A 14,866-nucleotide genomic window follows, 5' to 3' on the forward strand; every position below is an offset into this window, starting at 1 on the left:
CCAGTCGGGCAGGGATCAACAAAGTAATCCATCCACATCAACTACGCCATAGCTATGCTACCCACCTTTTAAACAACGGAGCTCCAATTGATGTTATTCAAAGTCTACTAGGGCACGAAAAAAGCGAGACCACTAGCATTTATGCTCAGTTAAGTGGAAGCATTAGAAGAGAATTTTATAGAAAGTATTTTTAAAAATGTAGTGAGAAAGGCACTGGTTTACGCTGCCCTTTTCACTATTGCAACCCGTTAGTTAAACAAGCACCATCCCTTTTATTACTTTTTTTATGGCTTGTTAATGAAAAAACCTATACAAGCTGTTTTAATTCGGCATAAGGTATAACATATTAAACGAAAGAAGGTTTAAATATGTCAACTTGTCAAAGACTTGCAGATATTATCGGTGGTGAAGTTATTCAATCGACTCCTGTTTGTGTAGTTATGCGCCTTCGAGATGATATTCGAGCAACTATTTTAGGTCGTCGCACTCTTTCTCCACTAGCACTCCCATTTATGTTATCTTTTGAAAAAAATGGTCTTAACCTAGGTGAAACTGTACTCCTTCAAAAAGAAGTTAATCCAATGCTCGATGCTTTACGAAGCAGAGGTATTATCGTAACAGCATTTCATAACCATTGGCTGTTTGAAGAACCGCGGTTAATGTATATGCATTGGGAGAATGTTGGAATGAGTCCGTTTGAGTTTGCTAGGAATAGTATTGAAGCTGCAGAAGAAGCAGGACTTTTCTAAAAAATGAGCTATTTGTGATGTTTTAGTAGATATCACAAATGCTTTATTTCTACTCAATTCCTACTTCACCTTAACTGCTTCGTTAGCTTAAGTACATTTTTTCACAAACTTTATTTCATCCAATTATATTTAGACTTATCATCCATTTTAATCATTTTTTGTAAGACGATTTGTATATTAAAATGTGGGTTAAATTGTAGAGGTACACAGCCAGTGTACCTCTATAATTTGGTATGCATTTTCCTATACAAATTTTAGTGAATTTCCACACAAATCGCTTTACATCAATAAAAAGTGAGTGCCCAATTTCATAAATAATTTGGCACTCATTTTTACTTTACATTTTTAATGTTTGCGATAGGTAACGGAACCCGTTATGACTATTCACCCTCTATTTTTCTCATAATACGGTTATATAAGAATAGGACCGGTATTAAAATGATAGCACTAACCAAAATGGCTATTTTAATCGTAAATTTCGAAGCAATTACGCCAATTACAGGCCCGCCGCCAATTTGTCCAATCGCATCTACCTGGCCTTTGACTGAAAAAAAGGTAGCCCGTGCGGATGAATCCGGGATGATTTTATTCAGCCAAACCGTCTCCAATGGGTACATAATGCTTCTTGAAATTTGGATGATGATATAAAAGGCTAACAAACCAACAGCGAATATGGTGAAAGCAAAACCAATTAATGAACCGATAATTAGAATGCTCCCTATAAAAAGGGCCACGTAAATATGATTAAGATTCTGGTGGATAGAACTATTATCAATAAAATGGAGCGCTGCAAATGTCAAAAGCACGACAATGAATTGAACCCCTCCCATCAACAAAACAAACTGACTATCAGATAAATGCGATAGCCCTGATTTCTCTATAAAGTGGGGAATCCACAGGCGGTCAAAGCCCTCACTATAAAAGCCAAAAAACAAGGCAATCAGAAAAAGTATTCTCATTAGATAATTTACTCTCGAATAATAAAGAATTTGACTCATATTTTCCTTGATATTCTTCCAGACCGAAACTCTCTCAATCTTTTCAACTGGTTTAAAATTATCTTCTTTCATAAAGAAAGCTAAAAGGATGGATAGTCCTACCAACCCAATGCCGCCTAAAATGATGGGCAAATTGAGTACATAATACCCTGCTAACATACTTAATGGAATGGCAAGGACTTTTCCGAGATTACCCGCCTTAGCACCTTTGACAAAAGCTGAAGAAGCCCGTTCTTCTCCAATTTCATCTGCAATCCATGCTTGATGAGAACCACTTGTAAAAGTATATCCAATCCCCCATATGATTTGGGATAAAATCACAGCTGTAAAGATTGGAAACATACCTTCAATAATAAAACCTATTCCAATTAAGAAAAAGCCGATAATGACAGATAGCTTTCTGCTTTTTAAATCGGACAGGATTCCTGTAGGAATTTCAAAAATGAAAACAGTCGCCTCCAAAACCGTTCCCACTAAAACTAATTGCAGTGGATCAAGTTGAACCATTTCTACCTGATATAATAAGTTTACGGTAAATATAAAGGTAAAAAACAATTGTGATACGAAACAGGTATAAATATAAACCTGATACGGATCCTTTTTCTTTAATAAGTTCATCTTCTTTCCCCCTCACCATAATCATAAAGCGAAAGGCCGCTCATTTCTTTTCCTAATTTGCGATTTATTTGCACATAGATTTGTCGAACTTTTCCAAATTTTATATACTTAATAGTGTAAAGACGTTGTTATCGTGGGGGTAGGAAAATTGGAGTATTTATTTGAAGCTGTAAAAGAAAATATATATGTTCTGGCTATTTGGGATTCTAATTGGAATTCCTATAATTAACTGCTATTTTATTGTACAAGAAGACGGCATTACTTTAATAGATTCCAGTAAAGAAGAGCATTCTTCCTATTTAGTTCATGCTCTAAAACAAATAGGTAAAACACCAGAAGACGTTACACTACTATTAGCCACACATGGTCATGAAGACCATGTCCAAGGAGCGGCTATTTTTAATAATGCGAAGAAGTATATTCATCATCAAGAACGCAGCCTGATTGAGTATCCAGAACCAGATGAGTTCGATTTCGATTTGTTAGATAGCGGAGTGATTCAAAACTTTGAATACTTTTGGGTTGGCCATCACACTCCTGGCTCGCTAGCATTCTATCATCAGCCATCAAAAGTCCTTTTCACAGGTGATTTCCTGTGCTTTTTTGGTGATCCACTTTCAAAAGATGGATTAGTCTCAGTTGGCAATGACCTTAGGCATGAATGGCTGGAGTTTTTACGCAATGGTGGGGTTGCTAAAGACGCGCTAAATGATTTTCTAAAAGGACTAAAGGCGATGAATGCTTTTGATGTTGATGTTATGTGTACTGGGCACGGCGGTATACTTGTTGGGGATATTCAGTCATTTGTATCTGAATTACTTAATGTGGGCAACAAATTAAAGGAAATAGAAGTAAAAAACTAATTAAAAGCAGCATAAGACTCAAACTGTATAGTTTGTGTTTTATGCCGCTTTGTTGAACTTCAGCGATCCTCATCAGTTTCACTTATAGGGACTCCACCTGCTTTTATTCCCATCGATTCTCGAACTTGTATTAAATCAGTAATTTGGGATTGATTTAATTCATTCGCCTTTTTCAATATATTATTGGAGTACATAAGGATCGTAGCTTAATGTTCGAGAGATTCCATTCGAAAATAAGCCTCCATCAAATCCCTTCCCCACGTAAGTGCTCCATGATTAGCCAAAAGAACAGCATTATGTGTATTACAATATGGAGCTATAGATTCGGGTACTTCTTGTGTTCCAGGTAAAGCATAAGGCGCTACTGGTACATTCCCTAACAACACAATTGCCTCTGGTAAAACTGGTTTATCAAGAGGAATCCCAGCTATTGCAAATGATGTAGCAACCGGAGGATGGGCATGAACAACGGCATTTACTTCCGGGTTTTCATTGTAGACTCTTAGGTGCATCTTCACCTCAGATGAAGGTTTCAAATTCCCCAAAAGGACTTTACCAGATAGGTCCATTTTCACCATCATGTCAGGCGTCATATAACCTTTACTTACTCCGGTAGGCGTTGTCCAAATTTCATTAGGACTCACTTTCACTGAGATATTTCCATAATTCGCTGCTACATAATTTCTGTTATACACCCTTCTTCCGATTTCACAGATCATTTCCTTTGCTTCCTGATTGGAATAGTATTGTTTATTATCCTGCATAAGTATTGAACTCCTTTTTCAGCAGAGATTTTTCTATTTAATCATCCATTAACAATATTCTTATTTTAAGGGTAGTGCAGTCAATTTGTTAGTAACCTTTTCTGTTTTTTATAATAAACTATGAACTTAATAAATACAAAAAAGAAAGAAATGAAGCAACCTTTTAAAAGTAAAAAAATCCGGCCCAATTTAATGAGCCGGATTTCTTAAGCTTGTTTTAACTCTAACCTTCGCGCAACTAGTGACAAAGTATAATTAACGATAAAGTACATCAACGCCACTATTACAAAAACAGGTATCACATACGATCCCTTTTGTGCGTAAATAATTTGTCCGTTGTGCAATAAATCCGGCAACGCGATGACGACGGCTAAAGATGTATCTTTAAGCAGAGAAATAAATTGACTGACAATAGGTGGAACCATTCTTCTCAGTGCTTGTGGCATGATGATATAGCGTAATGTCTGGATGTAGTTCAGACCAGACGCACGTCCTGCCTCAATCTGTCCTTTTTCTATCGAGTTTAAGCCGCTTCGGATGATTTCTGACAGCATCGCTGATTCAAAAACCGTCAACGCTGCGATGGCCGCAGTGGTTATTTCCATTTCAACCCCAATTTCAGGCAATGCAAAATAGGTGAAGAAAATAATGAGCAGCAAAGGCAGGTTACGAATCGTCTCGACAATCACGGCTAGTAATTGAGAAACAACGGGAATTCTCGCATATCTGAGAGTTCCAATAAGACCGCCAATAATGAAACTGAGTACGATTGAAATTGCAGCTACCTTTAGGGTTACCCAAAATCCTTCCAGCAAAAATTTAAAATGTTCAGGTGTATATACTTCAATGAACGGTGCTAGAAAATCCATCTGCGCACCTCCTTAATTACTTCTCGCCAAGCGTTTTTCTAAATATCCTACGCCAAGACTTAAAGGTATAGTTAAAATTAAATAAAATAAGGCCACGAAAACATAGGTATCAAAGGTTACGTACGTTTTTGCAGATATTAAATCCCCCTGATACATTAAATCCCCTCCTGCAACGACTGCTAGCAAGGATGAATTCTTAACTAAATTGATAAATTGGTTACCAAGAGGGGGGATAACGATCTTTATAGCCTGAGGGAGTATAACCATTCTCATTGCCTGGCCGTAAGTTAATCCTGTCGAGCGGGCAGCTTCCATTTGCCCTCTTGGTACAGACATAATTCCGGCACGGATGGCTTCAGCGATGAAAGCAGCTGTATAGATAGTTAACCCGATTGTTCCTGCAGTCATCCCGCCAAAGTTACCTGCCAAATAAGCGAAAAACACGATAACCAGAACGGGTATATTACGAATAAATTCTACATATGCCGTCCCCAGCCAGTTAAGAGGTTTAAATGGGGCAATTCGCATAACAGCAAGAAGTGTTCCCAAAATAAAACTGCCTAATAAAGCTATTAAACTGGCAATTATGGTAATTTTTAATCCTTCTAAAAATGAATCCATATTAGTCGTTAGTATCGAGAAATCCAGCAAACGATCTCCTCCTAAATAATCAGGATGAGCATATCCGAAAAGATTGCATACGGATTACAGCCCATCCTGATGAGAAACCTGTGGTATTAATAATTAATTTTTAATCCATTTATCCTTAATCTCATCGTACTTTCCTGAATCCTTCAGGCTTTTTAATGCTTTATTTAACTCATCAACAAGCTCTGTATTACCTTTTTTAACTGCTATCCCGTATGGCTCTTCGGTAAACGTTCCCCCAACCAATTCAAATGATGGATCTTCTTCTGCCATACCATAAAGGATCGAATCATCTGTAGTCAGGGCATCACCCTTACCTGCCTTTAGTGCTGTAAAGGCTTCAGCATAGTTTTCGAATTCAAGTACTGTTGTTTCAGGAGCTTTCTCACGAATATTAATTGAAGATGTCGAGCCTTTTACAGCAAGTACCTTCGTGTCTTTTTTCAAGTCATCAATACTTTGAATCTTACTGCCTTTTTTCACAAGCAATGATTGCCCGGCATCAAAATAAACATCAGTAAAATCAACTTCCTTTTTGCGTTCTTCCGTGATCGTCATCGTAGCGACGACCGCATCCACCTTACCATTATTTAAGAGACCTACCCTCGTTTTCGAAGTAACCTCAACGAACTCAGGCTTAACATCCTTGCCAAAAACTTCTTCTGCAAGCGCTTTGGAAAGATCGATATCGAACCCTTCCACTTCACCTGTTGATGGATTTTTCAATCCAAACAAACGCGTGTCATGTTTTACGCCAAATACAATTTTTTTGTCTTCCTTGATTTGGGCTAGTACATCCTTGCTGCTTTCATTAGATGTCTTGTTCCCGCCGCAACCGGCAAGAAATAACGCAGCTAGTAATGTTACTAATGCCATTTTTACGTATTTTTTTGTTTTGAACATTCCATTTTCCCCCTTGATTAATGATTTAATATACGGCTAAGAAATAAGCGAGCCCGTTCTTCACGCGGATTCTCATAAAATTCAGCCGGAACTGCTTCTTCTAAAATTCTTCCTGCATCCATAAATACAATTCGGTCGGCAACCTCCCTGGCAAAGCCCATTTCGTGGGTTACTACGACCATTGTCATGCCTTCCCTGGCTAGAGTTTTCATAACATCTAGAACTTCCCCGATCATTTCGGGATCAAGTGCCGATGTGGGTTCATCGAAAAGCATGATTTCTGGTTTCATTGCAAGGCCTCGGGCAATTGCAACACGCTGCTGCTGGCCTCCGGAAAGCTGAGAAGGATAAGATTCGGCCTTATCTAATATCCCTACTTTTGCAAGATAATGTCGGGCTGTTTCCTTAGCTTCTTTTTCGGATTGGCCCAATGCTTTCATAGGAGCAAGAGTGATATTTTCAAGCACGGTTTTGTGGGGATATAAATAAAAGTGCTGAAAAACCATTCCAATATTGCGCCTTAGCTTATTGATATCTGTTTTTTTATCCCCTACAGATATCCCATTTACTGTAAGTGTTCCGTCAGAGATTGTTTCCAGGTGATTGATACAGCGCAGCAGAGTACTTTTCCCTGAACCGGATGGACCTATTACGACAACTACTTCACCTTGATTGATTGTGAGATTAATATCTTTTAAGACTTGAAAATCTCCATAAAACTTATTTACCTGATTAAATACAATCATGCTTGACCTCCTGATTACAAAACCTATCAAATACCGAGTTTATACTATTAATAATTTTCAGAATTAAGTAAATTATAGTCATGTTTTGTCAAAACTGTCAAATCATGACAAATTACCTGTTTTTTTATAGTCTTTTAATACTATCTTTTATAGCGGAATCAAAAAGAAACCTCGCCATTGCGGCGAGGTTTTGCATTTTTAAAATACCAAATACTATGTCAAATCGGTTTTTAAATTTTGGAAAAGCACTTCAAATTTATCCGTTTATCTCAGCTTTAGCATTTTATTTTTTAAACATTTTTGGAAGGCTTTCCGTATATGGTGCATAGGCAATTCCATTTTCCGTAACGATTCCTGTGATTAATGAATGATCGGTTACATCAAAAGCAGGATTATAGGTTTGAACACCATCCGGTGCCATGGACTTTTCATACCACTTACTTGTAATTTCCTCAGCAGGACGCAATTCGATGTGAATATCATCCCCTGTTTTACATTCTAAATCAACTGTAGATAGCGGTGCACAAACATAAAAAGGAATGTTGTAGTGCTTTGCGAGAATCGCCACACCAGAGGTTCCAATTTTATTTGCTGAATCACCATTTGCCGCAACGCGGTCACAGCCGACTAGCACAGCCTGAATTTTGCCTTCTTTCATAACGATGGAAGCCATGTTATCACAAATTAGCGTGACATCTACACCAGCCTGCTGCAGCTCCCACGCTGTCAGGCGTGCTCCTTGAAGCAATGGTCTTGTTTCATCTGCATAAACTTTGAAGTCATAGCCTTTTTCCTGTCCTAAATAAATCGGAGCTAATGCCGTTCCGTATTTGGCCGTTGCGATGGTTCCAGCATTACAATGAGTGAGTAATCCCCAGCCTGGCTCCAGCAAGGAAAGTGCATGTTCTCCAATCGCTTCACAGATTTTTTCATCCTCTGCACGAATGTTTTCAGATTCCTCTTTCAGCGCAGCCTTTACTTCTGCCACACTCTTCCCGGCTTCTTGCTTAAATCGGTCTTCCATACGATTTAATGCCCAAAACAGGTTTACAGCCGTTGGTCGTGAAGTAGCTAAATAATCCTTCACTTTTTTAAAGTCTGCAAAAAGAGCTTCAACCGTTTCTGCTGTTGATCTCTTTGTTCCTAAATAGGCACCATATGCTGCAGCAATCCCGATTGCGGGTGCTCCACGGACCTTTAATTGATAAATCGCATCCCATATATCTTCCATTTCCTTTAATTCTAGGAAATTCGTTTCATTCGGTAATACGGTTTGATCTAATAATACTAATGTATCATTCTCATCATCTAGTCGTACAGATTGTATGACAGTTACTGGATTTTGCACTTCTTATGCCCCTTTCACAGATGTAAGTTCAGCAGATTGAATCACACTGATAAAATCTGCACCTGTTTTAATCGACTCTCGATTAAGAATAAATGTTTTTCCAACGGTTAAGCAAATTGTTTCTGCTAGCACTCTAGCTTCAGTGTCCTCAATCGAAGTTAAATCCTTCACCTTTGCAAGTCCAATAACTCTTCGTAGAAGTTCGAGTCCCGCCACAGCTGCAGTATCTCTTAAAATAGTATCTAAATAATATTCCTTAAATCCTTCATAGCCTGCCACTCGTTCTGTTGCATTTTCGTCCCAAGCTTTGTTGAATTTAACTGTAAATAAATTTACAACATCTTTAATGGTTGTGACAAGATAATTTAAATACTCGTCTCTTGTTTCTTCATCTTCAATCGTAAATTTGCCATTTGCATAGGCAAAAATGAGATTGGCAATCACATTTCCAATATCATAGCCAGCCGGTCCATAAAAAGCGAATTCAGGATCAATTACTTTGGTAGAATCTTCTTTTATAAAAATAGATCCCGTGTGAAGATCACCATGTAGCAACGACTGAGCATTTGTCATAAACTCAAATTTTAATTTCGCACTTTCTAGTACTAACTTTTTATCATTCCAGATATTTTCTTTAACAAAATCCTTCGAACCCTCAAACACCTCATTACGAGGGCAATCATAAAAAGGCTCTGTATAAACCAAATCTTCCGTTATTTCACAAAGCTCTGGGTTGATGAATTGCTTAACTAATTCTTTCTTTTCTTTATGCTCTACCACTACATCAGATGTTAATAATAAGGTATTTACTAGAAAAGTAGAAAGATGGTCAGCAAATAGCGGGAATTTCTTATGTTTTAATAGAGCCGTCCTCATAATCTCGTGATCTGATAAATCGTCCATTACTGTGCAGTTCATAATAGGATCATAATTATAAACCTTTGGTACAAAACCAGGTGCTAGTTTGTATTGTAGTCCCAGTATTTCACTCTCAATCCGGTTTCGGTCAGGTGAAAGTTTGAATTCGTCGGAGATACGTGCAATAGGACCGGCCTGCTTAATAATAATAGACTGATTGTTTTTTACATCTTCTATTTTAAAAACATAGTTTAAGTTACCATCGCCAATTTCGTTACAAGTCAATTCCGCTTCTTCTGGAAAAAGTTTGATTGCTTTTGCATAATCAATCGCGTCACCTTCCGTCATGGTGAAATATTCAACTGTGAAATCCTTCATTACGAACCCCTCCAAATTATTTCTTTTTATAATAAGTTAATGATAAACATGGGTGCGAAGGCCATTAGCATTTGACATTTGAAATAGACCTTAGAATGTTAACGATATTTGCTCCATCCATAAAAGCTGGACTAATAATTGAAAAAATAACCTTTAAAGCTAAGATTGTAATAATAGTACCGTATTTGTACAAAAAATCAAATAATTCAAACCACTTTTTTGAAGGTGCCTTTGTCTATAACTAGTGTGATCAGGCTCATTTCCCCCTTTATTTGATATCTCTGAAAATTCCGCCTCTCCCTATCATACTATTTCTTGTTAAAGTGGTAAAACACTATGTTTATATTGGAAATTAATACTAGCAGAAAACAAAAAAACAGCACAATCCCTAATCATCCAAAGGGATTGTGCTGCTTATTTATTATACTAATTTAATAATATTTCCTGTATGAATAGATTGATAGCATGCCTCGATGACACGCATATTTTGTATGGCATTTTCACCTGAATAAGAAGGCTCGCCATTCTCCAGAATTACCTGCGAGATATGCTCAACCTCTTCTCGATAGATATCAGCAACTATTTTTTCTTCTCTTGTTTCTTCTCCTATTTGAACAATAACAAGTCCTTCTCCCCCATGATTATCAGGGCGGAATGCTCTAGGAACCTTTATTTGCCCCTCAGTCCCAATCACTTCATACTCTGCTCTAAACACCATATCAAAGCTGCAATCAAAATGAGCATGAACGCCATTTTCCATTTTCATATAACCAAAGGCAGATGTGTCTACTTGATAGTCTGAATCGATATTGGCGTGAACATCGACTTCTACCGGCTCAGCACCTAAAATATTCCGAATGGAATGAATCGCATAACAGCCTACATCATAGAGACTCCCTCCACCTTTCTCCGAATCCATTCTGACATTGCCTTCTGGCTGGGCAAGGAAAAATGAAAAGCTAGCCCGCATATATTTAACTTCACCAATTTCGCCACTTTTAATGATTTCTCTCACCCGTTCATGCTGTGGGTGGAATTGGTACATAAAGGCTTCCATAAATTTAACATTACTCTCACGGCAAAAATCAACCATTTCTTTCGTTTCCTCTGCTGTTAAGGACGCTGGTTTTTCACATAGAATATGCTTTCCATGTTTGGCCGCTTCTAGAGTCCACTTTTTATGTAAATGGTTTGGCAACGGGATATAGACTGCATCTATATCCGGATCCTGCAGCATTGCTTCATAACTGCTGTATGTCTTTGCTATATTAAATTGCGCTGCAGCCTCTTCAGCTTTTCCACTGCTTGAAGCAATTCCTGTGACCACTGCATTATTTGCACGTTCAAATGCCGGAATTAATGATTTTTGTGCTATTTTTGCGGTACTTAAAATTCCCCATCTTACCTTTTCCATCTACAATTCCTCCATCAAGGCTTAGTTTTTTATATAACCTATTTTTTCGATGATTTCTTGACCCTGAGGTCCCTTCATCCACTCCAAAAAGGGTTCTATTGAGGTCTTGGTGTTATTCTTTAAGGATATCGCATAAAGGTTTGCAGTAAAAGGATATTTTCCGCTGGCAATATTCTCTGGAGATGGTTCGATTCCATCGATAGCAAGTAGTTTAATATTTGAATTGTCTCTCATTCCGGTTGCAAAAAAACGAAAGGAGAATCCAATTGAATTATCATAATTTCGGTAGTCGGCAACTTGTTCAATAATCCCGCCCATCCCTTCTGGAACATCTTCCTTCAAAGGCTCCATGATTGGCGTGTCACCCATAATTTTTTCCAGCAGCGTTTGACTGCCTGAATTTTTCGGTCGTTGAAAGGCTATTATTCTTTCGTTCTTACCTCCGAGTTCAGACCAATTCTTTATTTTCCCAGAATAAATGCTCTGAATCTCGGAGACGTCTAAACTATCTACTTTATTATCCGGATTAACAAAAAAGACAAATGCCTCCTTGCCAATCGGCGTCATGACCAGTTCCCTTCCCTGCCTTTTAGCCATTTCCCGCTGTTCCTTCGATGGTTCAGCACCAAAGTAGATGTCCACTTCACCAGACAAGAGCCGTTCATAGGAGTAAATTGTATTTGTGAAGCTAACGACGTCCATTACATTATCCGCTTTACTGATGTTTTCATAGACTGTGTTAGCAAAAGCAGAATAGACAGGATATGCTGCTTCTGCACCGTCTAATATAGGCATTTCACTTGAATTCTTTATCGTAAAAGTAGAAGGAGATTTTAATTCAGGCAGAATATTACCTGAATTTGTTACGTCATAGGGTGCTAAATCTGTAGAAGAATAGCCACCGCCGTACTCAAAGCCGTAGGATGGCAGAACTGTCTTACTCCGCTGCCACTGAACACCAGCCCCTGTACCGATTGCCAGGATGAATACGGTTAACACCGTCACCATTTGCTTCTTGTTAAAAGTGGGGCGGACCCTTTTAATGAGGAGTGATACGAAAACACCAAATACAAATGCTAATTCATAGGTTAATGGTGCCCATAGAAACAACCTTCCCTCGCCCATTAGCATCGTCATAAAAAAGATTGGCGCCATCGCTATATGTAAAATACCATAAACTAACCATGCATCTGCCCCGTAAAACCCGCTGCTAATCAGCATAAATACCGCCCAAATTACAGCAGTATAAGCAAGCGGAAAGAGGAACACTAGAGTAAGCCCACTTTTATCATCAGATTTGATCAGTGTTCTACTGGCAATCCACCCAGCAATCCACCCGCCAATGATTAGCGGCAGAATCGTCGTAATCAAAAAATTATCTGTTGTAATAAATAGTGTGATGAATGAAATAACAAGTGGAACTACACCAAAATACAAAAACATTTGAAGCTTATTTTCACCCATAAATACCCCTCCTATTAAACTATTTATATTTATTTAGTGTAATTTTACACTTTTTTCTACATTTTTACAATACTTTCCTTAAATGGAATCATAATGGCATGATGTTAGTCTTACTGCTTTGCTGACTCGTACAGGCTAGCTTGATTTTGCAGTTGATTGGCCGAATGATGGCTGATTCAGACTAAAAGAGGATTCTTGGTGACCGAAACGGTTGGAAAAATGAGAAAGTGGTAACCTATGAGGCCACTTAGTGACCATTGGCAGGATCCAAAAAAAGAGTACAATTCATATTTTCGAATTGTACTCTTTTTTTTAGTGTTATTTATTTTTGATCAGAGTTTACTTAAACGAAATTTTTACCGTATAACCTAGGTTTCCAAAGAATTCTTTCAAAACCTTTTCTGCATTTTTTTCTGCTGTTTGCAGTAGTCCAATTGCTTTTGATTCTGCTAGGATTTCATCTTGTGCTTCTGCCGCAAGGTTAAATCCTTCATCCCACTTTGTTTCGGTGCGGAATAATCCTTCATCTGAGAAAGTTTTCACTTGATCCATCTGAATGGCTGGATCTTGAATAAAGGCTGCATGAGGAAGGATGATTTCCATTCGTTTTTCCTTTTCATCTATTTTCACATCATCAGAGGTCACTGCTTTGAGATCAACACCCGCAAGCACTGTAGCTGGGAACAACAAGTAATAATTCTCGTTTTGTGCCTAGGATATCGACTGAAATATCCTTGCCAAATAACTTATTATCCTCTTGTTCCTGTATGACCTTCACATGCTCTTCTGCCGTTGCTAAAACAGCTAATTCTTGTACCTGCTCAACAAAAGTTGTACTTTCTTTACTAAACGTACTGCCCGTAAATACTCTACAACAGTTGAAGCTCTTGAGGATGAAGATTGCCATATTCCTCAAAAATCCACTCTTTCATTAAATGATCAAGGCCTGCTAACAGGTTTCGGGAGAATAAGAGTGTTAGCGGAAAATGCAAATGGTCAGGTCATTGGCTATGGTTCTTCATGGCGGGCTCCATGGAGTGATCCAGGTGAACTTGCCAGTACGTTTTGCGTTCATCCAGATTATCAAAGACAGGGTGTTGGAGAACTCATTCTATCACATCTTGAAAATTGGGCAGCCAGTCATAAAGCCTCCGTATTACTGTCTGAAGTAAAGGATTGGATCCCAGGCTCCCTTCCCTTTGCCCAGAAGCATGGTTTTTTACTGGATGCACATATTTTTGAATTAAGGTTAAACTTGCACCAACTAGACCTAACCAAATTTGCAGACCCCGTACATAGATTACAAGATTCTGGTATTACCTTTGTTTCCTTAGCTGATACAGCTGGTGAGGTGTCAGAAAAGAAATTATATGATTTATATGTAGAAACATCAAAAGACAATCCAGGGCAAATCGGGAACCTTCCTGCTTTTCCAGAGTGGCGTAAGGAGGCACTTCCAGAAGATTGTTCGCAGGAAAAATGGGTATTTATCGCTCTTGATGGTGATGATTTCGTTGGAGTGTCCACCCTATTTAGTACGGAAGAGGCAGGGGTCCTGTATACTGATTATATAGGGGTGTACCGACAATATCGCGGCAGCGGAATTGCCAAGGCTCTAAAACTGCTTTCCATTCAAGCAGCTATAAATGAAGGAGCTCATACGATGACGACAGATACCGAAGCCGGCAATGAAGCCATTCAAAAGCTTAATAGAGGTTTAGGCTACTTGCCTGGTAAGGGACATTATCGTATCCTTAAAAAATTGGAGGTTTAATCATGGAAAAATTACAATTTTTATACAAGCTTAACCTTATTCCTTCATTATTAGATGAAGCCAATTGGACAGAAAGGGAAGAAGCAATTGTACAACACCACTTCGAGGTTCTCCAAGGTTTGCTTGCTGAAGGAAAACTTATCTTAGCAGGGAGAACATTGAATATGGATCCTTCTGGAATGGGTATTGTTATTCTTGAAGTTGACTCTGAGGAAGAAGCAAGAGTGATTATGGAAAATGATCCGGCTGTAAAAGAAGGAATCATGGAAGCATCTCTGTTCCCATATCGAGTTGCATTAATTAGGAAGTGATGAGAAACCACTGGGACGGTTCGAGATTACTGAAAAAGTCCATTTTTGAAAAACAAGAAGGCAATCACCTACTATATGTAGATAACTGCCTTCTTTTATTTATTATATATTGATGAAAATGCGTGTTCATTGTTCACAGTAACCACTTTTTCAGTGGTCTC

At 38.3% G+C, this 14,866-nt stretch carries 17 protein-coding genes and 1 pseudogene; 5 read left to right on the forward strand and 13 right to left on the reverse strand.

Annotation, left to right across the window (positions count from 1 at the left end):
• Positions 1-194 (forward strand): tyrosine-type recombinase/integrase (locus CHI06_RS20745; protein WP_179292722.1); only part of this gene is annotated, 194 nt, incomplete at its 5' end.
• Positions 195-368: 174 nt separating this feature from the next.
• Positions 369-749, forward strand: coding sequence for a DUF1259 domain-containing protein (locus CHI06_RS20750; protein ID WP_095250495.1), 381 nt, complete (start codon positions 369-371; stop codon positions 747-749).
• Between the two features lie 380 nt (positions 750-1,129).
• Here the strand turns inward: CHI06_RS20750 and CHI06_RS20755 are convergent, their stop codons facing one another.
• Positions 1,130-2,365: an MFS transporter gene (locus CHI06_RS20755; RefSeq protein WP_095250496.1), complete on the reverse strand. Its 1,236-nt coding sequence runs from the start codon at positions 2,363-2,365 to the stop codon at positions 1,130-1,132.
• A gap of 185 nt (positions 2,366-2,550) precedes the next feature.
• Between CHI06_RS20755 and CHI06_RS20760 the strand changes: the two genes are divergently transcribed.
• A complete protein-coding gene (locus CHI06_RS20760; RefSeq protein ID WP_095250497.1) occupies positions 2,551-3,228 on the forward strand; it encodes an MBL fold metallo-hydrolase in 678 nt (225 codons plus the stop codon).
• Positions 3,229-3,434: 206 nt separating this feature from the next.
• Here CHI06_RS20760 and CHI06_RS20765 read toward each other — a convergent pair whose 3' ends face one another.
• The 12 genes and pseudogenes from CHI06_RS20765 to CHI06_RS30730 form a co-directional block, all read right to left on the reverse strand.
• Positions 3,435-3,992: a class II aldolase/adducin family protein gene (locus CHI06_RS20765; protein ID WP_257009396.1), complete on the reverse strand. Its 558-nt coding sequence runs from the start codon at positions 3,990-3,992 to the stop codon at positions 3,435-3,437.
• Positions 3,993-4,198: 206 nt separating this feature from the next.
• Positions 4,199-4,861, reverse strand: coding sequence for an amino acid ABC transporter permease (locus CHI06_RS20770; RefSeq protein ID WP_095250498.1), 663 nt, complete (start codon positions 4,859-4,861; stop codon positions 4,199-4,201).
• A gap of 12 nt (positions 4,862-4,873) precedes the next feature.
• Positions 4,874-5,512: an amino acid ABC transporter permease gene (locus CHI06_RS20775; protein WP_045514847.1), complete on the reverse strand. Its 639-nt coding sequence runs from the start codon at positions 5,510-5,512 to the stop codon at positions 4,874-4,876.
• A gap of 93 nt (positions 5,513-5,605) precedes the next feature.
• Entirely contained in the window at positions 5,606-6,412 is an 807-nt protein-coding gene (locus CHI06_RS20780) for a transporter substrate-binding domain-containing protein (RefSeq protein ID WP_095250499.1), read from the reverse strand.
• Between the two features lie 17 nt (positions 6,413-6,429).
• The gene (locus CHI06_RS20785; RefSeq protein ID WP_095250500.1) at positions 6,430-7,158 is read right to left on the reverse strand and encodes an amino acid ABC transporter ATP-binding protein; all 729 of its coding nucleotides are present in this window, start codon (positions 7,156-7,158) and stop codon (positions 6,430-6,432) included.
• Between the two features lie 283 nt (positions 7,159-7,441).
• Positions 7,442-8,506: an S-methyl-5-thioribose-1-phosphate isomerase gene (gene mtnA / locus CHI06_RS20790; RefSeq protein ID WP_095250501.1), complete on the reverse strand. Its 1,065-nt coding sequence runs from the start codon at positions 8,504-8,506 to the stop codon at positions 7,442-7,444.
• A 3-nt stretch (positions 8,507-8,509) separates the two neighbouring features.
• Positions 8,510-9,742 (reverse strand): S-methyl-5-thioribose kinase, encoded by a 1,233-nt coding sequence (gene mtnK / locus CHI06_RS20795; RefSeq protein WP_095250502.1) that lies wholly within the window; start codon positions 9,740-9,742, stop codon positions 8,510-8,512.
• Between the two features lie 73 nt (positions 9,743-9,815).
• Positions 9,816-9,935 (reverse strand): annotated as a pseudogene (locus CHI06_RS31160) (ABC transporter permease); the annotation flags it as partial.
• A gap of 228 nt (positions 9,936-10,163) precedes the next feature.
• Complete coding sequence (locus tag CHI06_RS20805; protein WP_095250503.1) at positions 10,164-11,156, reverse strand: Gfo/Idh/MocA family protein; 993 nt, start codon at positions 11,154-11,156, stop codon at positions 10,164-10,166.
• A 21-nt stretch (positions 11,157-11,177) separates the two neighbouring features.
• On the reverse strand, positions 11,178-12,620 hold the full coding sequence (locus CHI06_RS20810; RefSeq protein WP_095250504.1) for a PstS family phosphate ABC transporter substrate-binding protein: 1,443 nt from the start codon (positions 12,618-12,620) through the stop codon (positions 11,178-11,180).
• 339 nt (positions 12,621-12,959) lie between these two features.
• Positions 12,960-13,310, reverse strand: coding sequence for a DUF4230 domain-containing protein (locus CHI06_RS30725; protein WP_257009398.1), 351 nt, complete (start codon positions 13,308-13,310; stop codon positions 12,960-12,962).
• Entirely contained in the window at positions 13,276-13,536 is a 261-nt protein-coding gene (locus CHI06_RS30730; RefSeq protein WP_257009400.1) for a hypothetical protein, read from the reverse strand. The genes CHI06_RS30725 and CHI06_RS30730 overlap by 35 nt, the downstream gene beginning before the upstream one ends.
• A 57-nt stretch (positions 13,537-13,593) precedes the next feature.
• Between CHI06_RS30730 and CHI06_RS20820 the strand changes: the two genes are divergently transcribed.
• Together CHI06_RS20820 and CHI06_RS20825 are read left to right on the forward strand one after the other, a co-directional pair.
• Complete coding sequence (locus CHI06_RS20820; RefSeq protein WP_179292723.1) at positions 13,594-14,394, forward strand: GNAT family N-acetyltransferase; 801 nt, start codon at positions 13,594-13,596, stop codon at positions 14,392-14,394.
• A gap of 2 nt (positions 14,395-14,396) precedes the next feature.
• Positions 14,397-14,705: a YciI family protein gene (locus CHI06_RS20825; RefSeq protein WP_095250506.1), complete on the forward strand. Its 309-nt coding sequence runs from the start codon at positions 14,397-14,399 to the stop codon at positions 14,703-14,705.
• Positions 14,706-14,866: the final 161 nt, after the last annotated feature.

It is taken from the genome of Bacillus sp. 7884-1 (assembly GCF_002272245.1).
Taxonomy (GTDB): Bacteria; Bacillota; Bacilli; order Bacillales; family Cytobacillaceae; genus Neobacillus.

What these genes read in the sequence shown, in the direction of transcription:
- CHI06_RS20760 (WP_095250497.1), top strand. Translation starts at nt 2,551, where the DNA reads ATGTTCTGGCTATTTGGGATTCTAATTGGAATTCCTATAATTAACTGC.
- CHI06_RS20765 (WP_257009396.1), bottom strand. Translation starts at nt 3,992, where the DNA reads ATGCAGGATAATAAACAATACTATTCCAATCAGGAAGCAAAGGAAATG.
- CHI06_RS20825 (WP_095250506.1), top strand. Translation starts at nt 14,397, where the DNA reads ATGGAAAAATTACAATTTTTATACAAGCTTAACCTTATTCCTTCATTA.
- CHI06_RS20755 (WP_095250496.1), bottom strand. Translation starts at nt 2,365, where the DNA reads ATGAACTTATTAAAGAAAAAGGATCCGTATCAGGTTTATATTTATACC.
- CHI06_RS20805 (WP_095250503.1), bottom strand. Translation starts at nt 11,156, where the DNA reads ATGGAAAAGGTAAGATGGGGAATTTTAAGTACCGCAAAAATAGCACAA.
- CHI06_RS20780 (WP_095250499.1), bottom strand. Translation starts at nt 6,412, where the DNA reads ATGTTCAAAACAAAAAAATACGTAAAAATGGCATTAGTAACATTACTA.
- CHI06_RS20770 (WP_095250498.1), bottom strand. Translation starts at nt 4,861, where the DNA reads ATGGATTTTCTAGCACCGTTCATTGAAGTATATACACCTGAACATTTT.
- CHI06_RS20785 (WP_095250500.1), bottom strand. Translation starts at nt 7,158, where the DNA reads ATGATTGTATTTAATCAGGTAAATAAGTTTTATGGAGATTTTCAAGTC.
- CHI06_RS20810 (WP_095250504.1), bottom strand. Translation starts at nt 12,620, where the DNA reads ATGGGTGAAAATAAGCTTCAAATGTTTTTGTATTTTGGTGTAGTTCCA.
- mtnK (WP_095250502.1), bottom strand. Translation starts at nt 9,742, where the DNA reads ATGAAGGATTTCACAGTTGAATATTTCACCATGACGGAAGGTGACGCG.
- CHI06_RS20750 (WP_095250495.1), top strand. Translation starts at nt 369, where the DNA reads ATGTCAACTTGTCAAAGACTTGCAGATATTATCGGTGGTGAAGTTATT.